The 25,265-nt window shown below is 48.8% G+C and carries 26 protein-coding genes, 3 rRNA genes and 1 other annotated feature; of the genes, 28 read left to right on the top strand and 1 reads right to left on the bottom strand.

Annotated elements, in window-relative coordinates; genetic code table 11:
* The first annotated feature begins 1 nt into the window (after position 1).
* The 16 genes from recR to rsmI all read left to right on the top strand — a co-directional run bounded on the left by recR (position 2) and on the right by rsmI (position 14,295).
* On the top strand, positions 2–598 hold the full coding sequence (gene recR, locus EPH95_RS10720; protein ID WP_142089844.1) for a recombination mediator RecR: 597 nt from the start codon (positions 2–4) through the stop codon (positions 596–598).
* 1 nt (position 599) lies between these two features.
* Positions 600–812: a YaaL family protein gene (locus EPH95_RS10715; RefSeq protein WP_142091587.1), complete on the top strand. Its 213-nt coding sequence runs from the start codon at positions 600–602 to the stop codon at positions 810–812.
* A 129-nt stretch (positions 813–941) separates the two neighbouring features.
* Positions 942–1,217, top strand: a complete 276-nt coding sequence (locus tag EPH95_RS10710) for a pro-sigmaK processing inhibitor BofA family protein (RefSeq protein WP_142089841.1) — start codon at positions 942–944, stop codon at positions 1,215–1,217.
* Between the two features lie 373 nt (positions 1,218–1,590).
* A 16S ribosomal RNA gene (locus EPH95_RS10705) occupies positions 1,591–3,149 on the top strand.
* Positions 3,150–3,345: 196 nt separating this feature from the next.
* Positions 3,346–6,561, top strand: a 23S ribosomal RNA gene (locus EPH95_RS10700).
* Positions 6,562–6,630: 69 nt separating this feature from the next.
* Positions 6,631–6,747 (top strand): 5S ribosomal RNA (gene rrf / locus EPH95_RS10695).
* Together the 16S, 23S and 5S rRNA genes form the textbook arrangement of a ribosomal RNA operon.
* Before the next feature lie 74 nt (positions 6,748–6,821).
* Positions 6,822–6,950, top strand: a complete 129-nt coding sequence (locus tag EPH95_RS19500; protein ID WP_264371938.1) for a hypothetical protein — start codon at positions 6,822–6,824, stop codon at positions 6,948–6,950.
* A gap of 174 nt (positions 6,951–7,124) precedes the next feature.
* Positions 7,125–7,325 carry a sigma factor G inhibitor Gin gene (locus tag EPH95_RS19805; RefSeq protein WP_142089839.1) on the top strand — a complete coding sequence of 67 codons (201 nt, stop codon included), beginning with the start codon at positions 7,125–7,127 and terminating at the stop codon, positions 7,323–7,325.
* 132 nt (positions 7,326–7,457) lie between these two features.
* A complete protein-coding gene (locus EPH95_RS10685; protein WP_142089837.1) occupies positions 7,458–8,873 on the top strand; it encodes an aminotransferase class I/II-fold pyridoxal phosphate-dependent enzyme in 1,416 nt (471 codons plus the stop codon).
* Positions 8,866–9,495, top strand: coding sequence for a dTMP kinase (gene tmk, locus EPH95_RS10680; protein WP_227003875.1), 630 nt, complete (start codon positions 8,866–8,868; stop codon positions 9,493–9,495). Before EPH95_RS10685 ends, tmk begins: the two co-directional genes overlap by 8 nt.
* 322 nt (positions 9,496–9,817) lie before the next feature.
* Positions 9,818–10,147 carry a cyclic-di-AMP receptor gene (locus EPH95_RS10675; RefSeq protein ID WP_142089834.1) on the top strand — a complete coding sequence of 110 codons (330 nt, stop codon included), beginning with the start codon at positions 9,818–9,820 and terminating at the stop codon, positions 10,145–10,147.
* 18 nt (positions 10,148–10,165) lie between these two features.
* The gene (locus EPH95_RS10670; protein WP_142089832.1) at positions 10,166–11,155 is read left to right on the top strand and encodes a DNA polymerase III subunit delta'; all 990 of its coding nucleotides are present in this window, start codon (positions 10,166–10,168) and stop codon (positions 11,153–11,155) included.
* Positions 11,156–11,157: 2 nt separating this feature from the next.
* On the top strand, positions 11,158–11,973 hold the full coding sequence (locus tag EPH95_RS10665) for a PSP1 domain-containing protein (protein WP_142089830.1): 816 nt from the start codon (positions 11,158–11,160) through the stop codon (positions 11,971–11,973).
* Positions 11,974–12,013: 40 nt separating this feature from the next.
* A complete protein-coding gene (yabA, locus tag EPH95_RS10660; RefSeq protein ID WP_142091585.1) occupies positions 12,014–12,358 on the top strand; it encodes a DNA replication initiation control protein YabA in 345 nt (114 codons plus the stop codon).
* Between the two features lie 55 nt (positions 12,359–12,413).
* Positions 12,414–13,493: a GIY-YIG nuclease family protein gene (locus EPH95_RS10655; RefSeq protein ID WP_160141721.1), complete on the top strand. Its 1,080-nt coding sequence runs from the start codon at positions 12,414–12,416 to the stop codon at positions 13,491–13,493.
* The gene (gene rsmI / locus EPH95_RS10650) at positions 13,456–14,295 is read left to right on the top strand and encodes a 16S rRNA (cytidine(1402)-2'-O)-methyltransferase (RefSeq protein ID WP_142091584.1); all 840 of its coding nucleotides are present in this window, start codon (positions 13,456–13,458) and stop codon (positions 14,293–14,295) included. Before EPH95_RS10655 ends, rsmI begins: the two co-directional genes overlap by 38 nt.
* 42 nt (positions 14,296–14,337) lie before the next feature.
* On the opposite strand, the gene EPH95_RS10645 is transcribed toward rsmI, so the two are convergent.
* The gene (locus tag EPH95_RS10645) at positions 14,338–14,634 is read right to left on the bottom strand and encodes an AbrB/MazE/SpoVT family DNA-binding domain-containing protein (protein ID WP_142089825.1); all 297 of its coding nucleotides are present in this window, start codon (positions 14,632–14,634) and stop codon (positions 14,338–14,340) included.
* A gap of 641 nt (positions 14,635–15,275) precedes the next feature.
* Positions 15,276–15,522, top strand: a binding site (T-box leader).
* Positions 15,523–15,580: 58 nt separating this feature from the next.
* On the opposite strand from EPH95_RS10645, the gene metG reads away from it, so the two are divergent.
* From metG to spoVG, 12 genes are all read left to right on the top strand, one after another.
* Complete coding sequence (gene metG / locus EPH95_RS10640; RefSeq protein WP_142089823.1) at positions 15,581–17,557, top strand: methionine--tRNA ligase; 1,977 nt, start codon at positions 15,581–15,583, stop codon at positions 17,555–17,557.
* Positions 17,558–17,584: 27 nt separating this feature from the next.
* Complete coding sequence (locus tag EPH95_RS10635; RefSeq protein ID WP_142089821.1) at positions 17,585–18,361, top strand: TatD family hydrolase; 777 nt, start codon at positions 17,585–17,587, stop codon at positions 18,359–18,361.
* A gap of 55 nt (positions 18,362–18,416) precedes the next feature.
* Positions 18,417–19,004 (top strand): ribonuclease M5, encoded by a 588-nt coding sequence (rnmV, locus tag EPH95_RS10630; RefSeq protein WP_142089819.1) that lies wholly within the window; start codon positions 18,417–18,419, stop codon positions 19,002–19,004.
* A complete protein-coding gene (gene rsmA, locus EPH95_RS10625) occupies positions 19,001–19,876 on the top strand; it encodes a 16S rRNA (adenine(1518)-N(6)/adenine(1519)-N(6))-dimethyltransferase RsmA (RefSeq protein ID WP_142089817.1) in 876 nt (291 codons plus the stop codon). Before rnmV ends, rsmA begins: the two co-directional genes overlap by 4 nt.
* Positions 19,877–20,261: 385 nt before the next feature.
* Positions 20,262–21,134 (top strand): sporulation peptidase YabG, encoded by an 873-nt coding sequence (gene yabG / locus EPH95_RS10620; RefSeq protein ID WP_142089815.1) that lies wholly within the window; start codon positions 20,262–20,264, stop codon positions 21,132–21,134.
* 216 nt (positions 21,135–21,350) lie between these two features.
* Entirely contained in the window at positions 21,351–21,605 is a 255-nt protein-coding gene (gene veg, locus EPH95_RS10615) for a biofilm formation stimulator Veg (RefSeq protein WP_142089804.1), read from the top strand.
* A gap of 115 nt (positions 21,606–21,720) precedes the next feature.
* Positions 21,721–21,900, top strand: a complete 180-nt coding sequence (locus EPH95_RS10610) for a small, acid-soluble spore protein, alpha/beta type (RefSeq protein ID WP_142089802.1) — start codon at positions 21,721–21,723, stop codon at positions 21,898–21,900.
* Positions 21,901–22,067: 167 nt separating this feature from the next.
* Positions 22,068–22,931, top strand: coding sequence for a 4-(cytidine 5'-diphospho)-2-C-methyl-D-erythritol kinase (gene ispE / locus EPH95_RS10605; protein WP_142089800.1), 864 nt, complete (start codon positions 22,068–22,070; stop codon positions 22,929–22,931).
* Between the two features lie 60 nt (positions 22,932–22,991).
* Positions 22,992–23,819: a pur operon repressor gene (gene purR, locus EPH95_RS10600; protein WP_142089798.1), complete on the top strand. Its 828-nt coding sequence runs from the start codon at positions 22,992–22,994 to the stop codon at positions 23,817–23,819.
* A 31-nt stretch (positions 23,820–23,850) separates the two neighbouring features.
* The gene (locus EPH95_RS10595) at positions 23,851–24,228 is read left to right on the top strand and encodes a RidA family protein (protein ID WP_142089795.1); all 378 of its coding nucleotides are present in this window, start codon (positions 23,851–23,853) and stop codon (positions 24,226–24,228) included.
* Positions 24,229–24,310: 82 nt separating this feature from the next.
* Complete coding sequence (locus tag EPH95_RS10590) at positions 24,311–24,781, top strand: hypothetical protein (RefSeq protein WP_142089793.1); 471 nt, start codon at positions 24,311–24,313, stop codon at positions 24,779–24,781.
* Positions 24,782–24,952: 171 nt separating this feature from the next.
* The gene (spoVG, locus tag EPH95_RS10585) at positions 24,953–25,240 is read left to right on the top strand and encodes a septation regulator SpoVG (protein WP_142089792.1); all 288 of its coding nucleotides are present in this window, start codon (positions 24,953–24,955) and stop codon (positions 25,238–25,240) included.
* Positions 25,241–25,265: the final 25 nt, after the last annotated feature.

Here is a 25,265-nt window from a genome sequence, read left to right as displayed (position 1 = left end):
CGTGCAATATCCTGCTCCGATATCTAAACTGATCGACGGTTTCATGAAATTGCCGGGGATTGGCCCGAAAACCGCGAGCCGTCTTGCTTTTTACGTACTAAATATGAAGGAGGACGATGTGCTTGATTTCGCAAAAGCCCTCGTTAATGCGAAACGTGATTTAACGCATTGTTCCTCTTGTTTTTATATTACGGATCAAGATCCGTGTGTGATCTGCGACGATAGCCATCGTAACCGTTCCGTTATTTGTGTCGTTGAAGATTCCAAGGATGTCATGGCCATGGAAAAAATGCAGGAATACAATGGCCTCTATCATGTGTTGCACGGGGCCATTTCTCCGATGGACGGGGTTGGCCCTGAAGATATCCATATCCCGGAATTGATTAAACGGTTGCAAGATGACACGGTTCAAGAGGTGATCCTTGCTTCAAACCCATCCATTGAAGGGGAAGCGACGGCCATGTACCTGTCCCGGATGATTAAACCGACGGGCATACGTGTCACCCGCCTTGCCCATGGGCTTCCGGTCGGCGGGGATTTGGAGTATGCCGACGAAGTCACGCTCTCCCGCGCAGTAGAAGGAAGGCGTGAGCTATAGGATGGCCAAAAAACAAAAAATAAGAAAAAAAGAAGAAGCCAATCTTTATCAACTGATAGACCTTCAAAAACAAAAGTGTTTCCGACAGGAAAGTTTATTGGAGAGAAGCATCGATCCGAGTGAAGATGTACGGCTTCAATTGAAAATGGAAGAAGCGAAGTATCGTTTTTTATTGCGGGAAGCCCGTGTATTAAAAGAACGAACGAAAGGATAAAAGACTTGCCATGTTTTAGGCAAGTCTTTTCGTGTCCAAGCATAGGATCTATTAGAAGGTTTAGATCCAATGCGGGGTGTGACTCGTTAAGCGGAAGATGTACGAGGGCACCCGTGGGAGGTGATAGGTGTGGATCCGGTTCTCATTGTGGCAGCGATTGGCATCGGAATCTTTATATTGATGTTTCTCGGTGTTCCGTTAAAATCGTTTAAATGGGTGGGGAACGGCGCTGTTCGCATTATGGTAGGAGCTCTCGCGTTATTTTTAATTAATTTATTCGGCAATTTTATGGGTTTGCACATGCCGATTAACCTTTTTACTTCCGCGGTTACCGGAATTTTAGGGCTCCCCGGCGTTCTCATGTTGTTTGCTGTACATTTTCTCGTGCTGCCCGGAGTGATGTAGACGGTGCTTTGCCGTCTTCTTTTTTATGAGAAATGGAATAGGGGGCGGGCGGTTGACACTTTTTATATGAGGTGATAGCATTTCAAGAGTCGACGCAATCAGTCTAGTTATTTCGGTTGAAAAAATATCGAAAAAAACGGTTGACGCAATGATTGTGCGATGATATATTGATCAATGTCGCTTTGAAAGGCGAACATTCGATAAAAAATGTCTCTTGACACAAAAGACGGCATTTGCTAGAATAAATGAGTCGCTTTAAAACGGCGGCATCATCATTTGCCCTTTGAAAACTGAATGAAAAAGCCAAGCGAACGCAATGAAGTGAAACAACGAGTCAGTGCGACGCACACCCCCCGTGTGCGAAGCGAAACTTTTTATGGAGAGTTTGATCCTGGCTCAGGACGAACGCTGGCGGCGTGCCTAATACATGCAAGTCGAGCGGGCCTCCGGAGGTGCTTGCACCTCCGGAAGGCCAGCGGCGGACGGGTGAGTAACACGTGGGCAACCTGCCTTTGAGGCCGGGATAACACCGGGAAACCGGTGCTAATACCGGATGCGTCCCCTTTCGCGCCTGCGAGAGGGGAGAAAGACGGTCTTTAAGGCCGTCGCTCAAAGAGGGGCCCGCGGCGCATTAGCTGGTTGGTGGGGTAAGGGCCTACCAAGGCGACGATGCGTTGCCGACCTGAGAGGGTGATCGGCCACACTGGGACTGAGACACGGCCCAGACTCCTGCGGGAGGCAGCAGTAGGGAATCATCCGCAATGGGCGAAAGCCTGACGGTGCAACGCCGCGTGAGTGAGGAAGGTTTTCGGATCGTAAAGCTCTGTTGTGAGGGAAGAACAGCTTCCGGAGGAAATGCCGGAGGTTTGCCGGTACCTCACCAGAAAGCCCCGGCTAACTACGTGCCAGCAGCCGCGGTAATACGTAGGGGGCAAGCGTTGTCCGGAATTATTGGGCGTAAAGGGCACGCAGGCGGTACGGCAAGTCTGATGTGAAAGGCCGGCGCTCAACGCCGGAATGGCATTGGAAACTGCCGCACTTGAGTACAGAAGAGGAGAGTGGAATTCCACGTGTAGCGGTGAAATGCGTAGAGATGTGGAGGAACACCAGTGGCGAAGGCGACTCTCTGGTCTGTGACTGACGCTGAGGTGCGAAAGCGTGGGGAGCGAACAGGATTAGATACCCTGGTAGTCCACGCCGTAAACGTTGAGTGCTAGGTGTTAGGGGTTTCGATACCCGTAGTGCCGAAGCAAACGCAATAAGCACTCCGCCTGGGGAGTACGACCGCAAGGTTGAAACTCAAAGGAATTGACGGGGGCCCGCACAAGCGGTGGAGCATGTGGTTTAATTCGAAGCAACGCGAAGAACCTTACCAGGCCTTGACATCCTCTGGCCGCCTTGGAGACAAGGTTTTCCCTTTTGGGACAGAGTGACAGGTGGTGCATGGTTGTCGTCAGCTCGTGTCGTGAGATGTTGGGTTAAGTCCCGTAACGAGCGCAACCCTTGAATGTCGTTGCCAGCATTAAGTTGGGCACTCGACATTGACTGCCGGTGACAAACCGGAGGAAGGCGGGGATGACGTCAAATCATCATGCCCCTTATGGCCTGGGCGACACACGTGCTACAATGGACGGTACAATGGGCCGCGAAGCCGCGAGGTGGAGCCAATCCCCAGAAAAGCCGTTCTCAGTTCGGATTGCAGGCTGCAACTCGCCTGCATGAAGCTGGAATCGCTAGTAATCGCGGATCAGCATGCCGCGGTGAATACGTTCCCGGGCCTTGTACACACCGCCCGTCACACCACGAGAGCCGGCAACACCCGAAGTCGGTGAGGCAACCTTTGGGAGCCAGCCGCCGAAGGTGGGGCCGGTGATTGGGGTGAAGTCGTAACAAGGTATCCCTACCGGAAGGTGGGGATGGATCACCTCCTTTCTAAGGAGCCCATGGTCCCCTCCCAGCGAGGGGGCCGGAGGCAAGCGCTTCGGCTTTTCATTCAGTTTTGAGCGGGCAACTGCTCAACCGACGTTCTTTGAAAACTGAATAACGCGAGAAAGCGAGAAACGACACACACACCGGGTGTCATGAAGAGACACGAACGTGTTTCTTAGAAAGACCCATTCCTGCATGTGGTTAAACAAGGAAGGGCGCACGGTGGATGCCTTGGCACTAGGCGCCGATGAAGGACGGGACGAACACCGATATGCTTCGGGGAGCTGTAAGTATGCTTGGATCCGGAGATGTCCGAATGGGGGAACCCCTTCTCCGTCATGGGAGAAGATCATCTGCCCAACTAATTAAGCAGATGAAGGCAGACCCGGCGAACTGAAACATCTTAGTAGCCGGAGGAAGAGAAAGCAAACGCGATTTCCTGAGTAGCGGCGAGCGAAACGGAAGCGAGCCCAAACCGGACGGCTTGCCGTCCGGGGTTGAAGGACACGCCATACGGAGTGACAAAGGGGCGGCGTAGCGGAAGCGGCTTGGAACGGTCCGCCATAGCAGGTAAGAGCCCTGTACGCGAAACGCTGCCCTCTCCGGCGTGGATCCTGAGTACGGCGGGACACGAGAAACCCCGTCGGAAGCAGGGAGGCCCATCTCCCAAGGCTAAATACGACCTAGTGACCGATAGTGAACCAGTACCGTGAGGGAAAGGTGAAAAGCACCCCGGGAGGGGAGTGAAAGAGAACCTGAAACCGTGTGCCTACAGGTGGTCAGAGCCCGTTCATGGGTGATGGCGTGCCTTTTGTAGAATGAACCGGCGAGTGACGATGGCGTGCGAGGTTAAGTTGAAGAGACGGAGCCGCAGCGAAAGCGAGTCTGAAGCGGGCGCAGAGTACGTCGACGTCGACCCGAAACCGTGTGATCTACCCATGTCCAGGGTGAAGGTCGGGTAACACCGACTGGAGGCCCGAACCCACGTAAGTTGAAAATTACGGGGATGAGGGGTGGGTAGGGGTGAAATGCCAATCGAACACGGAGATAGCTGGTTCTCCCCGAAATAGCTTTAGGGCTAGCCTCGGAGGAAGAGTCCTGGAGGTAGAGCACGGATTGGATGAGGGGTCCCCACAGGATTACCGAGTTCAGTCAAACTCCGAATGCCAGCGACTTGGTTTCCGGGAGTCAGACGGCGAGTGCTAAGATCCGTCGTCAAGAGGGAAACAGCCCGGACCACCGGCTAAGGTCCCCAAGTATGGATTAAGTGGGAAAGGATGTGGCGTTGCTTAGACAACCAGGATGTTGGCTTAGAAGCAGCCATCATTGAAAGAGTGCGTAATAGCTCACTGGTCGAGTGACGCTGCGCCGAAAATGTACCGGGGCTAAATCCATCACCGAAGCCGTGGATGTTAGAGGTGGGAAGTGAGACGTGAGAAGTGGGAAAAGGAGATAAAGATGATTAAAACGTATCGAGATTTAAGGGTATATGAACTATCATACAATCTCGGGAAAGATATTCATCAAGTGACTCATCAATTCCCTGATTATGAAAGGTTAGAGTTAGGAAGACAGCTAAGAAGAGCTTCCACATCGATCCCTTTACTATGGGATCAATACGAACAACTAGGCAAACAACTGTCTGTTCTTCATCAAAAGTGGAAGTAGTTGGTTTTGAATTTCTCACACCTCTCACATCTGACCTCTCACCTCTAGCATGGTAGGGGAGCGTTCGGTGTGCCGGGAAGGCCGACCGTGAGGACGGCTGGAGCGCACCGAAGTGAGAATGCCGGTATGAGTAGCGAAAAGAAGGGTGAGAATCCCTTCCGTCGAAAACCTAAGGTTTCCTGAGGAAGGCTCGTCCGCTCAGGGTTAGTCGGGACCTAAGCTGAGGCCGAAAGGCGTAGGCGATGGATAACTGGTGGAAATTCCAGTACCACCGATGGCTGTCAGACCGAAGGGGGGACGCAGAAAGGTAGGGCGAGCGCGCTGATGGAGAAGCGCGTCGAAGCGGCCGAGGCTGTTGGGCAGGCAAATCCGCCCAACGTGAAGGCTGAGGCGTGACCGCGAGGGAAATGAAGTACCGAAGTCCCCGATCCTCCGCTGCCGAGAAAAGCCTCTAGGAAGGGCATCGGTGCCCGTACCGCAAACCGACACAGGTAGGTGGGATGAGAATTCTAAGACGCGCGGGAGAACTCTCGTTAAGGAACTCGGCAAAATGACCCCGTAACTTCGGGAGAAGGGGTGCTCCTTGGGGTTGATAGCCCCGGGGAGCCGCAGTGACAAGGCCCAAGCGACTGTTTACCAAAAACACAGGTCTCTGCGAAGTCGAAAGACGAAGTATAGGGGCTGACACCTGCCCGGTGCTGGAAGGTTAAGAGGAGGGCTTAGCGCTTAGGCGCGAAGGTCCGAATTGAAGCCCCAGTAAACGGCGGCCGTAACTATAACGGTCCTAAGGTAGCGAAATTCCTTGTCGGGTAAGTTCCGACCCGCACGAAAGGTGCAACGACTTGGGCACTGTCTCAACGAGAGACCCGGTGAAATTATATGACCTGTGAAGATGCAGGTCCCCCGCGACTGGACGGAAAGACCCCATGGAGCTTTACTGTAGCTTGATATTGGGTTTTCGTATCGCTTGTACAGGATAGGCAGGAGCCAAGGAATCCGGAGCGCCAGCTTCGGAGGAGGCGCCGGTGGGATACTGCCCTTGCGATATGAACATCCTAACCTCGAACCGTGAGCCGGTTCAGGGACAGTGTCTGGTGGGCAGTTTGACTGGGGCGGTCGCCTCCCAAACAGTAACGGAGGCGCCCCAAGGTTCCCTCAGAATGGTTGGAAATCATTCGCAGCGTGCAAAGGCAGAAGGGAGCTTGACTGCGAGACAGACAGGTCGAGCAGGGACGAAAGTCGGGCTTAGTGATCCGGCGGCACCGCATGGAAGGGCCGTCGCTCAACGGATAAAAGCTACCCTGGGGATAACAGGCTAATCTCCCCCAAGAGTCCACATCGACGGGGAGGTTTGGCACCTCGATGTCGGCTCATCGCATCCTGGGGCTGAAGTCGGTCCCAAGGGTTGGGCTGTTCGCCCATTAAAGCGGTACGCGAGCTGGGTTCAGAACGTCGTGAGACAGTTCGGTCCCTATCCGTCGCGGGCGCAGGAAATTTGAGAGGAGCTGTCCTTAGTACGAGAGGACCGGGATGGACACACCGCTGGTGTACCAGTTGTTCCGCCAGGAGCATGGCTGGGTAGCTACGTGTGGATCGGATAAGTGCTGAAAGCATCTAAGCACGAAGCCGACCTCAAGATGAGATTTCCCGCGAGACCCCTTAAAGACGATAAGGTAGATAGGTCTGAGGTGGACGCGTGGCGACACGTGGAGCTGACAGATACTAATCGGTCAAACGGTTTATCCACCCGAATGGGTGGCACCCGGGTGTCGATCGCTGAAGCGTTATTCAGTTTTGGGAGAATGTCTCCCCATCGTCAGGTGGCGATAGCGAAGAGGCCCCACCCGTTCCCATGCCGAACACGGAAGTTAAGCTCTTCAGCGCCGATGGTAATCGGGCGGAAACGCCCCGTGAGCGTAGGACGTCGCCTGGCAAGCGAAAAGACCGACTCGGAGGTATGCTCCGGGTCGGTTTTTTAATGGGAAAAAAACGTATTGTCGTGTAAAAGTGCCAGATTTCACGGCAAAAGTGACAGAATATCACCGGAAAGTGCCAGAATTCCAGGCTACTCCGGGCGATCGGGCCGACGTTGGAAAGCTTCCATCGGTCTGTTTTCGTTGTTCGCTCGGTTTTTAGGATATGTACTCGGGGTCGGTTTTTTATGGATTTTTTTTTTAAGTCAGGCACGATTTGGGCGTTTGCCCCATAAGATAACGTAAGCTCCATTTCATTCGACCTCTATATATTGTATAGCATCTATCAAATTAGGAAACACTAAAAAGAAAATGATTATGTGTAGGGGGAAACGGAATGTATAAGAGAGCAACAGGAGTGGATAGTTGCGGGATATGCAAGCAGGAAAGCGAGAGGGGATTCTATTTACTTTCCATGTGGATTTGTCCCTCATGTGAAAGAAAAATGGTAGAATTGGAAGTTGAGGACCCAACCTATGCTTGGTACATCGAACGACTACGCGGAAGTACAATGAATAGCCGTATGCTGTCTCACTAAATACTTGTTATAATAAAGGGAAACTTCGGGGGTGTTAGTCGCCCGCTTTTCCAGAGCTCAGATTTCGGATGCAGACTTCCGGGAAAGCGGGCGCTTACCACCTGGATAAAAGAAAAAAGGAATGGGGAAACTATGAACGGGAAATGTCCGCTTTATGAGCGGTTATACTCCCATGATCAACATTCACCTACATCGATGCATGTGCCGGGCCATAAAAATGGAAGCTTGTTGCCGGCACCTTACTCTGCTTATTTTGAAAAAATCATGCGCCTTGACCAAACGGAGTTGCCGGGATTGGATGATTTGCATGCCCCGTCCGGTGTAATATTGGAAGCAGAGCGATTGGCAGCAAGCCAATATGATTGTGCCCGCACATTGTTTCTCGTCGGCGGTTCCACGGTCGGCAATCTAGCGATGATCCTTTCGTTTTTTCAGAGAGGAGAAAAGGTACTGGTGCAACGGGATGTGCATCATTCGGTGATTCATGGACTGGAATTGGCCGGCGTGGAGGCGGTTTTCATTGCGCCGGATATGGAGGCCGAATCTGGATTGCCTGCAGGAATGTCAGAAGAAACGGTTGCCTATGGATTTGAGTGTTATCCGGAGGCGAACGGGTTGGTGCTGTCTTCTCCAAGTTATTATGGTTATGTTGGAGAAGTGGAAGAAGCCATTGCCGTTGCTAAAAAAAATGGTGCGGATGTGCTCGTGGATGAAGCGCACGGTGCACATCTTCATATCGATTCGGGTTTTCCCGTTTCGGCATTGAAAGCGGGGGCCGACGCGGTTGTGCAATCGGCGCACAAAACGTTGCCCGCCCTTACGATGGGAGCGTTTTTGCATTTACGGTCGGGAGCTGATGAAACACGCTGCCGGTATTGGTTGCAAAGACTACAAACGAGCAGCCCTTCCTATCCGATTCTTGCTTCTCTTGATGTGGCACGTGCCTATAACGAGTCTTTGATTGGGGAAAACATTGCCGGAAAATTGCATGGTTTTCATCAAAAATTGGACGAGGCATGTCCGGGGGTTCGTGTAAAAAACAACGATCCTTTAAAAATGATTTTACGGGCACCTGACGGATGGAACGGATGGGAATGGGAGAAACATTTACATAAGGAACATGTTTATGCTGAATTAAGCGACAGGAACCATGTTTTGCTCGTCCTACCTTTGGATCATCCTGAAAACTGGGAACAGGTGCTCCTTTCTACGCTGGTTTCTTTTTATAAAGGAAAAACAATGAAGGATACTGACATGCCTGCATACCCGCCGTATCCAAAAGTTGTGGAGCATTCATTTGCTGACTGGCGGGGGCAGCAAGAAGCATCGGAGGCCATTCCGATTCAAGAATCGGAAGGAAGCATCATAGCGGAGGATATTGTCCCGTATCCGCCCGGGATTCCGCTTTGGATGGCAGGAGAGGTGGTTGACAGGGCGCGTTTACAGTTTTTGCAACAATGGCTGTCCTCCGGTGGGAGCGTGCAGGCAGCGTCTCACATACATGATGGGTTTTTGCTCGTTAGAAAAGAGGTCATTGAAGATGGGTAGAGGAAGGTTTATTACTTTTGAAGGTGGGGAAGGTTCAGGGAAAACATCGGTTATTCCACGAATCGCCAGCCGATTGGAAGCAGATGGGCATGAAACCCTTGTATCCAGAGAGCCGGGGGGAGTGGCGAGTGCAGAAAAAATACGTCATTTGTTGCTGAGTGATGAGGAAGAAGAACTGGATCGTTACACCGAAGTGCTGTTGTTTGCGGCTGCTCGCCGTCAACACTTGGTGGAAAAGATTATTCCCGCTTTGGAGGCCGGAAAAATCGTTCTCTGTGATCGCTATTTGGATAGCAGTTTGGTTTATCAAGGATATGCGAGCGGTGTCGGGATCGAACAAGTACGGGAAATCAACTTATTTGCGGTTCAGCATTGGTTGCCGGACCGTACGTTTTTCCTGGATATTCCCATTGAAGTTGGTTTGGCACGAATTGCGCAAAATGCTCGCGAAGAAAATCGGCTGGATCAAAAGGGACGTGCGTTTCATGAGCAGGTGCGCAACGGGTACCATTTGCTTGCTACAGAAGCGGCAGATCGGTTTCGGATGATTAACGCTGATGCAAGTATCTCTCATGTGGAAGAAAACATTTATGCGTCTATTCGGGAAATGCTGGTTCTTTAGGTTAGTAGGAAGCCGGAATGTGAGCTTGCGGTGGGGGAGTGGCTGATATAAGTGGTTGATGCAGCCCGAGCCCGGCTAAAAGTACCACACACGGTAGCCATGAGCGTTTCATGAGACCTGAACGGAGCGCAAAGCTTCCTGCCTGGTCGCCATGGATACTTCATGACGCCCGAAAGATGCGTTATCTCATACGTATGGGTACCATAAGCGGGCTCAAGCATTTTAAAAAGAATTTTTAGAACAAAGTACTAGTTTTATTTGCTCGCATAACGTATGATAAAAGAAAAAATCCGTCTCATATCCCAAAGGGAGGGTCGCTGCCATGAAGTTAATTATTGCTGTTGTCCAAGATAAGGATAGCAACCGTTTATCAACGGCACTTGTGGAAAATGATTACCGCGCGACGAAATTGTCGTCCACGGGTGGTTTTTTAAGGGCAGGCAACACGACTTTTTTAATCGGTGTTGAAAATGAACAAGTAGCGGATGTGCTGGATATCATTAAAGAAAACTGTGAAAGCCGTGAACAATTGGTTGCTCCTGTTTCGCCGATGGGCGGGAACGCAGATTCTTACGTGCCTTATCCTGTGGAAGTGCAGGTGGGGGGAGCGACGGTATTTGTCGTCGATGTGGAGCAGTTTGAACAATTTTAACGTAGAGGAGGCTCGCGCGTGGAATGGGATACCTTGCAATCGGAACAGCCGGTAGTTTCGCGTTTGTTGCAGCATGCTGTTTGGCGGGAGCGTCTTCCTCATGCATACATTTTTGAAGGTGAAGTGCTTGATGAGCAATTTCGAGCGGCGGGGCTTATTTGTCGCGCTTTTTTATGCAACGAAAAAGATCCCGGAGAGAAACCGTGCAACCAATGCAGCGAATGTAAACGTGTTTGGGCAGGCAACCATCCGGATGTTACCGTAATCCGTCCGGATGGCCTTTCCATAAAAAAAGATCAAGTGGGCTTATTGCAAAAAGAGTTTGCTTATAAAGGGATGGAGTCTACAAAAAAAGCATATATCATTGAAGAGGCCGAAAAAATGACCACGAGTGCGGCCAACAGTTTATTGACTTCGTTGGAAGAGCCGAACGGGGAAACATTGGCTGTTTTAGTGACCGGGAACCTGCATTTTTTACTGCCGACGATCGTATCACGCTCGCAAGTGATCTCTTTTATGCCATTGTCGGAAGAAAAACGGCAGGCGCGTTTACAAGAGCAAGGGGAAACGAATGAATTGGCAGCGATTAAAGCTCGAATTGGAGACAAGCCGACGGATTTAGACACAAAGGAACGGACAAGTTGGATTGTACAGGGCCGTCAGGTAGTGATACAATTAGCGGAAGAGGTGTTAAAAAGACCTCCCCAAGCCAAATTATTGTTGCAGGAGAAATGGCATACACATTTTATCGATAGAGAATCAATAGATATAGGCCTAGACCTCTTCCTTTATTGGTATCGGGATGCATTATATACAAAGTGGGGCAGGGAGGACCTGGCTTATCCTGATCAGCTAGAGAGATTGAAAACCGAAGCTTTCAATCGTTCGGAATCCATGTTGGCGGCTAATATGAGAGCGGTGATGGAAGCGAAACGATATCTGGCGGCCAATGTGAATCCGCAGCTGTTGATGGAGCGGTTGCTGCTTCGCCTCCAGGAGGGATCATAACCTTGCATCAAGTGATAGGCATTCGCTTTCGAGAGACGGGAAAAATTTATTATTTTTCACCTGCCGGATTTGATGTGCAAGTGAGCCAATCTGTAGTTGTTGAAACGGCCCGTGGTGTTGAATATGGGTACGTCGTCTTGGAAGAGAGAACGGTAGACGATGAAGACGTTGTGCTTCCGCTTAAAAAGGTCGTGCGGATCGCAACGCATGAAGATAAAACCCGGATCGCGGAAAACATCGAACTTGCAAAAGAGGCCCAAAGCGTTTGTAAAGAGAAGATTAAGGAACATAAGTTGGATATGAAATTAGTAAGTGCTGAATATACATTTGACCGTAACAAAATCATGTTTTATTTTACTGCCGATGGCAGGGTTGATTTTCGAACACTGGTAAAAGACCTAGCTTCGATTTTTCGGACCCGCATTGAGCTTCGGCAAATCGGTGTGCGGGATGAAGCGAAAATATTGGGCGGCATCGGCCCGTGCGGACTCGTTCTTTGCTGCTCGACTTTTCTCGGAGATTTTGAACCCGTTTCCATAAAAATGGCAAAGGATCAGAATTTATCCCTTAACCCTGCGAAGATTTCCGGTTTGTGTGGACGTTTAATGTGTTGCCTTAAGTATGAGAATGACGAGTATGAGCAGGCAAAGAAAGAACTTCCCGACATCGGAGAAAATATACATGTTGAAGAGGGCAGAGGGAAAGTTACCGGTTTAAATATGTTGGAACGGATCGTCCAAGTAGAACTTGAAGACCCTGAACGAACCGTGGAGTTTTCCTTGGAAGAGCTCATCGGGCAAGGCGCTTTAACCGGCTGACGTTCCACGAGAAGGTGGGGAAAACGTGGCAAAGCAGGAAATGTTTTCACAAGTCATTCATATGGAAAAGAAGCTGCTTACGGTTCATGAAGAAATCCATGAATTAAAAGAACAGCTGGCATCCCTGATTGAGGAAAATCAAGGCCTCGTCATTGAGAATCGAATGTTACGGGAACGCTTGGAAAACGTGGGCGGTTTCTCGGATACGTGGACGGAGGAAACGCTGGACGAAGAGACAGACACAGCTACGGAACTCCCGGGAGAAGGTTACGATAATCTTGCCCGTCTTTATCAAGAAGGTTTTCATATATGTAATTTAAACTATGGGGGCTTGCGGACGGAAGGAGACTGTCTCTTCTGCCTTTCATTCTTTCAAAATAAATAAGTGTTTTACGGCCCGTGCACCTCGTTCGCGCGGGCTTTTTTTCGAGGTGAGATTATTGCGCTTGCATCCGAACGAACGGATCGACTATATTTATAAAAATCGTTTGCGGATTATTCAAAGCACAGACACGTTTCCCTTCTCCAAGGATTCGGTACTGCTTGGCCAGTTTGCTTCGGTTGCGAAAACAAGGGGGAAAATGGTTGATTTATGTTCCGGAAACGGCTCGATCTCCCTTGTAATGGCCATGCGCAGCAATGTGGAAATAACCGGCGTTGAGGTGCAGCCGCAATTGTGTGAGATGGCTCGGCGGAGTGCAAAACTGAATGGTTTTAAAGAGCAACTAAGCTTTACTTGCGAAGATATATCCCGGGCAAGCGAATGGCTGGGCGCTGAAGACTACGATGTTGTGACGTGCAATCCGCCTTATTTTCATGAAAAAGATACAAATAAAAAAACGGCTGTTGCGATGGCACGCCATGAAGCAAATGTTTCGTTTGCTGATGTGGCTCAGGTCTCGGCCAGGCTTGTAAAATATAAAGGCAAAGCGGCGTTCGTTTATCGGCCGGACCGTTTATCGGAGTTGTTCCAAGCCTGCGAAAGCGTGAAACTTACGCCCAAGCGTATCCAATTTGTGCATCCGAAAGCGGACAAGGAAGCAAACATGGTTTTAGTTGAAACGATTAAGGGGGGGAGTCCCGGGGTGAAGACGTTGCCCCCGATTACCGTTTATGATCGGGAGGGAAACTATACGAAGCAGTTTTTGCAAGCTTATGGAGGGAAGGAAGCGGAAAAAGGGCAGCGCCTCGCCACGATACCGTGCAATGCCGTCTCCGGCCATTACGTGTACATGCTTGAGTGCAGGGATGGCTCGTATTACACCGGTTACGCCCGTGAGCCGCATGCACGTCTCGAAAAGCATAATGAAGGAACAGGCGCCAAATATACACGTGGGCGCGGACCGTTTACGTTGATTCATTTACAGGCTTTTCCGAGTAAAAAAGAAGCGATGCGGGAAGAATGGCGGATTAAACAGTTAACGAAAGCAGAGAAGAAACAATTGATTAACGAAAGGAGGCGGAGCGGTTTTGGATCACGGCATGCTTTATCTCGTTCCGACACCGATCGGAAATCTTGAGGATATGACTTATCGCGCCGTTCGTGTGCTTGGCGAAGTGGATCTGATTCTTGCAGAGGATACGCGGCAAACCCGGAAATTGCTTTCTCACTATGGCATCCATACGCCGATGAAAAGTATGCATGAACATAATGAAGAGAAAAGAACGTCCGAATTATTGGAAACCCTTCAGGGCGGCGAACAATGGGCACTTGTCAGTGATGCAGGAGCTCCCCTCGTTTCCGACCCGGGTGAACGATTGGTGAACGCTTGCATCCAAGCAGGTGTAACGGTGGTTCCTTTGCCTGGCTCAAACGCTGCCGTCACCGCTTTGATTGCCTCAGGTTTTGGCGGCGGCCCTTTTCATTTTCACGGTTTTCTCCCCCGCAAGAAAAAAGAACGGAAAGAAACGCTCGCTCAGCTTGGACGTATACAGGTGCCGATTGTTTTTTATGAATCCCCATACCGGCTTACGGCAACCATCGAGCAGCTGGCTGAAATTTGGGCTAATCGCGAAGCGGTGGTCGCCCGTGAGCTAACGAAGCATTATGAGGAGTTCCACCGCGGCCGTTTGGAAGAATTGGCACAGATTGGGCGTGAAAATGGTTGGCGAGGGGAATGTTGCTTGATTGTAGCCGGAGCGTCGGACGAGGAATTGGAGGAAGATCAAGCCTCCCTTTGGTGGAAGGAGATGGCGGTTCCTCAACATGTGAAGGCTTATGAAGAGCAAGGGTGGGGCCGAAAGGCTGCACTGAAACAGTGTGCCGTTGATCGGAAAATGAGTAAAAACGACGTGTATGCCATTTATCATGGACTGGAATAACAAAGACGGATCGTCTCGTACGATCCGTCAACGAAAAAATATTTAAGAGGCTGTAGATTTTGAACCTTCTACATATTCTTGAAGTTGTTCGATAATCTGCTCGGCGCCTTCGGGACTTAAGACGATGTTCCCGTCGGCAAGCGATAGATTATCATTGGATACGTCGCCTGTGACTTGGCACGTCTTCGACGGCTTGTATTTTTTTAAAATAATCTGATCTTCATTGACGTAAATTTCCATTGCATCCCGGTTGGCGATCTCCATTGATTTCCGCAATTCCATAGGGATGACCACGCGACCGAGTTCATCTACTTTTCGCACAATGCCGGTAGATTTCATTGGCTCGACCTCCTTGATTTTTTGGTGTATGCGCGTGTCTATTTTCGACACTTTTTCTCTCTCTATTACTACTATAATACCAGTACTGTAAATACAAGTCAATAAAAAACATATCGTTCCAGTTTTATAGTCTTAGGGCGAAAATGGGGTGCATAGCTTGTGCATGACATGAATGATTTTTATCAGGCGCGTTGATTAACCTTAATATACCTTCACATAAGTGCCCTATATGTTCGATCACGTAGCAATCCAAAGTATCTTAGTGCAAATGTTATCTATCGGAAGTTTCTAAGTCCTCAGGAACAAGATCTGCGGACTCCAAGCGTTGTTCAGAAGCCAGATGAGTCCTCGTGCTCGGATTTTGAGGACTCATAATGGTAGCTGAACGCCAATTAGTCCACAAATTCATCTTTAATAAGGCTTCACGAAGCGTCATATTTGTCTATGCTATTTTATCGGATAAATCTGGATAATCAACGCGCCTGGATTTTTATTTATTATTTTTATCGAGTGAACGAAAGGGAGCGGTTCAAACACGCCACTTGTTCGTGTTGCGGCACAGAGGCTCTAATGGCCAAAGTCCCTCGCCTTGACAGATCGCCTCGACTTTTCTATCCTTTTAATAGGTATGCGAATATCGATACGATCCTGCGAACGGATGAGTAAATGCTCACGTGTCCACAGAGAGCCGGGCTGATGAGAACCGGTGGCAAACGAGGCGTTGAACATGGTCCGGGAGGTTTTTTCCTCGAGCTGTGTGCGCAGCAAGGGGAAGACGTCTATCTGCGTTATTGACAGCCGCCGGTGATGAGACCGGTGCTTTGAGCTCTTGGTCCGTGATCAGGAGGAAAAAGGGTGGTACCGCGTGAGTGAACTCTCGCCCCTGCATGGGGTGGGAGTTTATTTTATTGGGAAGGAAGCCCATGATGAAAACAAGGAGGTTTTTATGTCTAAGTCAACGTTTTATTTAACAACACCGATCTATTATCCAAGCGGGAAATTGCATATCGGTCACGCGTACACGACGGTGGCCAGCGATGCATTGGCCCGTTACAAACGGCTGAAAGGTCACGATGTCATGTTTTTGACAGGTACAGACGAGCATGGCCAAAAAATTGAACGAAAAGCAGAGGAAGCGGGAACGACTCCTCAAGCATTTGTTGATGGTATTGTCGAGAGCATCCGCTCCCTTTGGGATAAACTGGATATTTCCTATGATGACTTTATCCGGACAACGGAAGAGCGGCATAAACGATCCGTTCAACAAGTCGTTGAGCAACTGAAAGAACAAGGGGATATTTATTTAAGCGAGTATGAAGGCTGGTATTCCGTTTCCGATGAAACGTATTATACGGAAATCCAACTTGATGATCCCGTTAAGGAAAACGGAAAAGTGGTGGGCGGAAAAAGCCCGGAAAGCGGCCATCCCGTGGAATGGGTGCGGGAAACGTCCTATTTTTTCCGGATGTCGAAGTACGCCGACCGCTTGCTTGCTTTCTATGAAGAAAATCCTGATTTTATCCAACCGGAAACACGTAAAAATGAAATGATCAACAACTTCATCAAACCGGGGCTCGAGGACCTTGCGGTCTCCCGTACGGCTTTTTCCTGGGGCGTTCCGGTCAAAAGTGATCCTGAACATGTGGTGTATGTTTGGATCGACGCATTGTTAAATTACATTACTGCACTGGGATATGGAACCGGAAATGATGAGAAATACCAACAATACTGGCCGGCGGATGTTCATGTCGTCGGAAAAGAAATCGTCCGTTTCCACACGATTTATTGGCCGATTATGCTGATGGCGCTGGATCTTCCGCTGCCGAAAAAAGTGTTTGGCCACGGCTTTGTGCTCATGAAAGATGAAAAAATGTCGAAGTCGAAAGGAAATGTCGTGTATCCGGAAACATTGGTGGAGCGGTATGGCCTGGATGCGGTTCGTTACTATTTGCTGCGTGAAGTTCCATTCGGTGCCGACGGTCTTTTTACGCCGGAAGCATTCGTTGACCGTATTAATTTTGACCTCGCGAACGACCTCGGCAACTTGTTAAACCGAACGATCGCGATGATCAATAAATATTTCGATGGCCAATTGCCGGAGTATATCCGGGACGGGACGCCCTATGACAGCCAGCTTGTGGAGCTTGCTTACGCGACGGTGACGAAGGTGGAGAACCATATGGAAGAAATGGAATTCTCCGTTGCATTAACGGCAATCTGGCAATTCATCAATCGTGCCAATAAATATATTGATGAAACGCAGCCATGGATGCTTGCAAAAGGCGATGAGAAGGAACCGCTGCAGACGGTGATGTATCATTTGGCGGAATCCCTTCGTTATATCGCCGTTTTGATCCAGCCGTTTTTGACAAAGGCTCCGCTTTCGATTGCGAATCAACTTGGTTTTGAGGATCAGGAACATTTATTGGCATGGGATTCGCTTGAAACGTTTGCCCAACTGCCCGCAGGCACAAAAGTGATTGAAAAAGGAACACCGGTGTTCCCACGCATTGATGTGGAAGAGGAAGTCACCTACATCACGGAGCAAATGACGGGTGGCAGTGGCAGTTCCTCCGGTGATGGCTCCGAAAGCACAGAAGGGCTCATTACCATTGAGGACTTTAAAAACGTTGAATTGCGAGTGGCGGAAGTCGTTGCAGTTGAGCCTGTGAAAAAAACCGATCGTTTGCTGAAAATCCAATTGGATGTGGGAACGGAAAAACGCCAAGTCGTATCGGGCATCGCCGAACACTATGATGAAGCAGCGCTTCTTGGCAAAAAGCTTATTTGCGTGAGCAATCTTAAGCCGGCAAAACTAAAAGGGGAAGATTCGCAAGGAATGATTCTAGCCGGAAAAGCGGATGGCGATTTACGCGTCGTGACGGTTGATGGCGATCTGCCAAACGGCACGGTTATTTCTTGAAGTTCGAAAAAAAAGAAGGGATGGCATATGGTTCAATTATTCGACACACATGTCCATTTGAATGTGGAACAGTTTGGCGAAGATAAAGAAGCGGTGATCGATCGAGCCCGTGAAGCCGGTGTTACGATGATGAATGTCGTCGGCTTTGATCGCGAGACGATCAAAGGGGCGATCGATCTAGCTGAAACGTATTCTTTTATCTATGCCACGGTCGGTTGGCATCCTGTGGACGCCGTTGATATGGCACCGGAAGATTTGGATTGGATTGAATCTTTGGCGGATCACAGCAAGGTGGTTGCGATCGGGGAAACGGGATTGGATTATCATTGGGATAAATCTCCGGCCGATGTGCAAAAAGACGTGTTTCGCCAACAAATTGATGTGGCGAAAAACGTCAACCTCCCCCTCGTCATTCATGGCCGCGAATCGCAAGAAAACATTGTCGCCATTATGGAAGAAGAGGGCCTGGGGCCTGCTGGAGGAATCATGCATTGTTACAGCGGGGATATCGAAACGGCAAGACGCTCTTTGGAGCTCGGCTTTCATATCTCTTTTGGCGGCCCGGTTACGTTTAAAAACGCGCAAATGCCGAAAGATGTTGCCAAAGAAGTCCCGCTGGATCGATTGTTGATTGAAACGGACTGTCCTTTTCTTGCGCCGCATCCCTATCGCGGAAAACGTAATGAGCCGGCCTATGTGGTAAAAGTTGCAGAAAAGCTGGCGGAACTCCATGACATGTCGTTCGAACAATTAGTGGAGACAACCACGGCGAATGCAAAGGCTTTGTTCAAAATCACTCAGTGAGCCTAAAGTGACAGATTATCTCACCGGAAGTCCTGCGCATCGAAGGAGTGCTCGAATGGAAAAATCCAAGCCCGTGGTGGAAGAATGTATCGTTGTCGAAGGAAGGGATGACACTGTCGCGGTTCAACGTGCTGTCCAGGCAGACACGATTGAAACGATCGGTTCATCCGTACCTTCGCATGTGATCGAAAAGATAAAACTCGCTGAAAGCCGCCGCGGCGTCATTATACTCACCGATCCAGATTATCCCGGAGAACGGATTCGCAGGATTGTCTCTGAAGCGGTTCCCGCTTGTAAGCACGCGTTTATAAGTAAAAAAGAAGCAAAGACTGCTGACGGGAAAAGCATTGGTATCGAACATGCCCAGCCGCAAACGATCCGACGGGCACTTGAAAAAGTGCGGAAACCTGTGATGCATGCCAAAGAAAATACCGAACTATCCATCGAGGAAGTGCGTGCAGCTGGACTGCTGGCCGGCCCGGATGCGCGTGAGAGACGTGCGCTCGTTGGTGACCACCTGAATATCGGTTATGCCAATGGCAAGCAGTTTTTGAAACGATTGCATATTTTTCGTATCAGTCGACAGGAATTTCAAGAAGCCGTAGCCAAAGTGAAGCAACAAAATGAGGAGTCTTCACAATGACAAAAGAAATCGCTACTCCGTCAAGAACAAGGGAAATTATGGATAAACACCATCTCTCTTTTAAAAAAAGCCTTGGACAAAACTTCATGCTTGACGGGAATATTTTGAATAAAATGGTGGATGCTACTGAAGTAACCGCTGAAGATGGTGTGATAGAGGTTGGAGCGGGAATCGGAGCCCTTACGGAGAAATTTGCAAAACGCGCGAAAAAAGTCGTCGCTTTTGAGATCGATCAGCGTTTCATCCCTGTACTCGCAGACACGCTTTCGGCTTACGATAATATAGAGGTTCGCCATCAGGACATCTTGCAAGCGGATTTGCAGGAACTTTTCACAACGACCTTCAAAGATGTGCGGCATGTCATTGCTGCCGGCAACCTCCCGTATTACGTCACGACACCGATCTTAATGGGGTTTCTGGAGCGGAAATTGCCGATAAAATCGTTGACGGTTATGATCCAAAAAGAAGTCAGTGAACGATTGGCTGCCGTGCCGGGCACAAAAGCATACGGTTCTTTGTCGATAGCAGCGCAATATTATGCGGAAACGGAAGAAATCATGACCGTGCCCGCGACTGTGTTTATGCCACGCCCAAATGTAGACTCGACGATTATCCGTTTCCGGATTCGAAACCAACCTGCTGTCCATGTTGAAGATGAACGTTTATTTTTCGATGTTATCAAGGCTGCGTTTGCCCAGCGGCGCAAAACGCTGTCGAACAACCTGCGGCAATGGCTCGGGAAAAAGACAGTTCAAACGGATGTACATGAAGTGTTTCACCTTGCGGGCATTGATGGGAAACGCAGGGCAGAAACGCTTACGCTTGCAGAATTTGCCACGTTGGCGGATGTTTTGTCAAATAAAGGGCTATAGTAGCCTTCGTTGAAATACCGAAGATTAATTCGTTAGCTGCTGACGCCCGAAAGTCTTCGGAGAGGAGAGGTTAGGTCGCCAAAGAGCGCAGTTGAAGCCCTAACAGCTTCCGCGTTCACGTGTTAGGGCTTCAAAAACCGTCGATGAAGACCGAACTACTTCCGCGATGATGCGTTAGGGCACCATAAATCAATGTTGGCGACAGAATGCTTGAGGTCCCATATATTTCAGACTTTTCCTGAACGCTTTGTTCAGGATTTTTTTATTCGATGGGTCCATTTTGGATCACGTTCCAACGTTATGAGCTACGCATGAAGCCTATCTTTGATGTCATTCACCCTGCCCGCGCCCTCCGCATAGGCTAATGCATGAAGGAGGAGTCGTGATGCCATTAGAGATCGGTGATCTCGTCACCCGTTATTCCTACAACGAAGATATCTTATTTCGGATTACGCGCATTCACAATGATGGCACGTACGAGTTGAAAGGTGAGGATTTACGGTTGGTTGCGGATGCGCCACATGAAGATTTGAATAAGATTGATGACGATGAACGGGCTAAACGGGAAAAAGAACAACAAAAAAAAGAAGAGCAGTGTTATCATCTTTTTCGGCAAGATTTCCGTTTGCTTAGAGAAAAAAGCGATTATGAAATGTCGCCAAACTATTCAACCACCAGTCCCCTCTACTTTGAGATGAGGGGGCGTGTTTTGCACTTGGATGGGGATCCGGCTTATTTACAAAAATGCAAGCTAATGTATGAACGGTTGGGGATTCCCGTGTACGGTGCCCATATGAAAGAGACGGAGATGCAAAACCAAGTGGCATCCCTTCTGGAAATGGTGCAGCCGGAAATCCTTGTTATCACCGGTCATGATGCATATTCAGAAGCGCAGGGAAGCCAAAGAGATAAAAAAGCCTATCGTCATTCTTATGCTTTTGCACAGGCGGTAAGGGAAGCCCGAAAAGTTGTTCCGCAATTGGATGATCTCATTATTTTCGCCGGAGCCTGCCAATCTTACTTCGAAACGCTTATCCGAGCAGGCGCGAATTTTGCGAGCTCCCCGGCGCGTGTGAATATTCACGCCCTTGATCCGGTTTATATTGCCGCAAAAGTGAGCATGACACCTTTTATGAATCGTGTGCAGTTGTATGAAATTCTGCGTAATACCCTCTCGGGTGATGATGGGTTGGGAGGCATTGATACAAAAGGGGTTTTGCGACGCGGCATGCCTTTGCGTGACGAAACGGAAATGTAACTTGGCCCTTTTTTCTCAGACCCTCCAATACCACGAAATCTTTTCAAATGGATTCGTATAATTGTGTGTAGGAATGCACAAAATAAGGCAAATCTTTCCGGCTGTTAATTGGGTATTGACAGGACAGAATTTAACTTGATACAATTTAAAGTTTTGTCTGATTTGACACGAGCATAAATATATGATACGATCATATTTGTGAGGTGGGGTGAAGAGATGGGTAAAACGTTAGTTGAGATTAAGGAATCCCTTGAAGAAAACGTCGGAAAACGGATTACGCTAAAAGCCAATGGCGGGCGCCGCAAAATCGTTGAGCGCTCAGGGCTGTTGGAAGGAACATACCCCTCGGTTTTTATTGTGAAATTGGATCAGGATAAGCACAAAATTGAACGTGTATCCTATAGTTACACGGATATTTTGACGGAAACCGTCCAACTTACGGTTTGCGCAGATGAAGAGCTGCAAGCGTAAAAATAGGCAAGAACGATAGCTGTCATTTCCGTTAGAAAATGACAGCTATATTTTTATAGCAAGACCACTACACTATAGATGCGCGGCATATTAAAATTGCGGGGGGATGGTTCTTTTGAGCCGGAAGCGCGGAATCATGTCAGATGCTTTGAAAGAAGAGATCGCCAAAGAAATCGGAATTTATGATACGGTCCAACAAGAAGGTTGGGGCGGAATTAAGTCAAAAGATGCCGGTAACATGGTGAAAAAGGCTGTGGAAATGGCTGAAAAAGATCTGGAACCAAAGCATCATTAAAAATGTCGTGCGCCCGGGGGAATATGCCTCCGGGTTTTTTGGTGTGCACCGTGACTGTACAGTCGCGTGTTTTTCCACTAAAATGATTTTAAGTGATAATCGTGAGCAAACAAATGTATGAATAACCGCGCGTACTGATGAGTTGAATGAAAAAAGGAGAATAGACGTTGAAGTGTTCGCTAAAAGCCCCTGCTAAAATAAATTTATCGTTGGATGTGATTGCCAAACGTCCGGATGGCTATCACGAAGTGGAAATGATTATGACCGAAGTGGACTTGGCCGATCGTCTGGACTTTATATCACGGGACGATGGAAAAATCGTCGTGGAAATGTCAGAAGGATATATCCCCCACGATGCACGCAATCTCGCCTATCAAGCAGCGCAATTGCTAAAATCAAAATTTCAGTCGCGCGAAGGTGTGCATATTCATATTCAAAAAAATATCCCGGTAGCAGCGGGGCTGGCAGGAGGAAGCAGTGATGCAGCGACGGTTTTACGAGCACTGAATAAGATGTGGGGACTTGGTCTTTCGAAAGAAGAGCTTGCGGAGTTAGGTGCAACCATCGGATCCGATGTCGCTTTTTGTGTGCATGGCGGTACGGCAAAAGCAACCGGACGCGGTGAAAAAATAGAAAAACTGCCGGCGCCGCCCCCTTGTTGGGTGATATTGGCAAAACCTCCGATTGGCGTTTCGACAGGAGAGATTTATCAACAAATTTCTGTACCCGGCCGCTATCATTCTCCGGCTGCCGAAATGGAGGATGCCATTTACGCCAAAGATTATGGTCGGATTTGCGATCAGCTCCACAATGACTTGGAAACCGTGACGCTCGACCTTTATCCGGAAGTTCGGCGCATTAAGCAGCGTATGATTGAGTCCGGCGTGGATGCAGCATTGATGAGCGGGAGCGGACCGACCGTGTTCGGGCTCGTCAAACATGAAAATCAGGTGAATCGTGTTTACAATGCGCTTCGCGGTTTTTGTGAACATGTGTATGCCGTCCGACTCCTGACGACCAATACTTGCTAAAACCGAATGATAATGATATATTTTCTTTAAAATATTCGTGTTTGGCAAGAGGTGCAAGGTATGAAAAAATTAAAGCGAAGCGGTCGTCTCGTTGATATGACGAATTTTTTACTCAATCATCCGAATCAGTTGATCCCTCTCCATCATTTCGCTGAGCGTTACGCGGCCGCGAGGTCTTCGATTAGCGAGGATTTGGCTATTGTAAAAGAGATCTTTGAAAGTGAGCAAATGGGTTATTTAACGACTGTGCCGGGCGTAAGCGGGGGAGTGCGATATGAACCCGCGGTTTCTGACGGTGAGGCAGAAACCCTTGTTGATCGGCTTTGTCGACGGTTGGAGGAGCCTGACCGCTTGCTCCCGGGCGGCTATTTATACATGATGGATATCCTTGGACAACCGGGTTGGTTGAATGAAATTGGCCGTTTGTTAGCGGGAATTTATCGGGGAGAAAACATTGATGTCGTCATGACGATGGCTACCAAGGGCATTCCGTTGGCATACGCGGTTGCTGCTTGTGTGGATGCGCCGATATGCATTGCCCGACGTGATCATCGTGTCACGGAAGGGTCAGTCGTAAGCATCAATTACGTGTCCGGCTCTGCTAACCGGGTGCAAACAATGTCCCTGGCTCGCCGAAGCATCCCTGAAGGCAGCAATGTTTTAATCGTTGATGACTTCATGAAAGGAGGGGGAACGGCGAGAGGGATGAGCGAATTACTAACGGAGGTGAACGCGCGCCTCGCTGGCATTGCCGTACTTGTTGAAGCGCACCGCAGGGAAAGGCTGATCGACGATTACATCTCATTGGTCCGCCTAGATGAGGTGAATGAAAAAGAAAAACAAATTAAGGCGACTCCCGGAAACTATACAAAGTATTTATTTAGTTGATCCTAACTGATAAAAAAGGAGAAGTGGCAGCATGAAAACCGTTTATACGAATCAAGCCCCTGAAGCGATCGGCCCGTATTCCCAAGGAGTTATTGTAAACAACCTCTTTTACAGCTCGGGCCAAATCCCCCTAACGCCGAACATGGAAATTGTCGGGGACGGCATTCATGAACAAACAGAGCAAGTGCTGAAAAACGTGCAGGCCGTGTTGAAAGAAGCAGGAGCATCCATCGAATCGGTCGTTAAAACGACGATTTTTATTAAAAATATGGATGATTTTCCCGTTATTAACGAAATTTACGGGCGTTATTTTGATGAACATCAACCGGCACGCTCTTGTGTTGAAGTGGCGAGGCTGCCAAAAGATGTCCAAATCGAAATTGAAGTGATTGCATTGGTAAACGAATAATGGATGAAGAAACCACCCGTGTAGGTGGTTTTTTTAACGCTTATGAAAGGTATACTACTAATAAACGCTAATTGGAGGTCTCATGATGCTCGATATACCGCAAATTTCACAGCTTAGTGCGCTCTTGCTTGAACATGTGAGAAATAAAGGGGTACCCGAAATGGAATTGCAACGCGCCATTCGAGAGGAAAACATTCCTTTTTTAAACGAAATCAGTGATGATGACTATCACTATGATGAATTATTTACCTATGCCAAAAGGCTCGGGGAAAATTTGGAAAAAGCTCTGTTAGAAGGATATACGATGAAATTTAATACCAAGGACGGTTTGCAAGCATGGTTGTCGCTGAAGTTTGGATTTGAGGAAGGAAGCGATTACCGGACAGAGGAAGAGCAAATCAAGGATTTGGTCATCGGGGAAAGCGAGCGGCAGTCCATTGAAAGCGCGTTGGCGGACAATTGGGCAATGGAGACCGTGGAAGAAAGAAATGAAAAAGACGGGCAAAAAGTCATTTTGCATGTGAGCGCTTGGTTTGATAAACCGGATTTATAATCGCGCGTGAATAGCCCTTTCCAAAGCTTTGAAGGAAGGGGGCATGGCGCCGGCATAAAATTTTAAATTTTTTACGTTCTGAAAAAGGATTTTCCCCTGTTCGTGTGGAACATTGTAGCCAAGCGAATATTTAAAGCGCAAGCGCTGCATTAAAAGGTGGTGAAAAGAAAAATGGAAGTTACCGATGTAAGACTTCGCAGAGTAAATACATCCGGTCGTATGCGAGCCATTTCTTCCATTACCTTCGACCAGGAATTTGTAGTTCATGACATTCGTGTGATCGATGGAAACAACGGGTTATTCGTTGCAATGCCGAGTAAGCGGACCCCTGACGGCGAATTTAGAGACATCGCCCACCCGATTTCTTCCCGGACGCGTGAGAAAATCCAGACAGCTGTGTTGGAAGAATACGAACGGCAAGGGGACTATGCAAAATATGAGGAAGCGGGGGCTTCTTAAAGCGCCAAAGGCCTTGTACGCGTAA

Source organism: Salicibibacter halophilus (assembly GCF_006740705.1).
Lineage (GTDB): Bacteria > Bacillota > Bacilli > Bacillales > Marinococcaceae > Salicibibacter > Salicibibacter halophilus.
The sequence above is the reverse complement of the archived record's forward strand: the minus strand, read 5'-3'. Positions and strand labels throughout refer to the sequence as shown.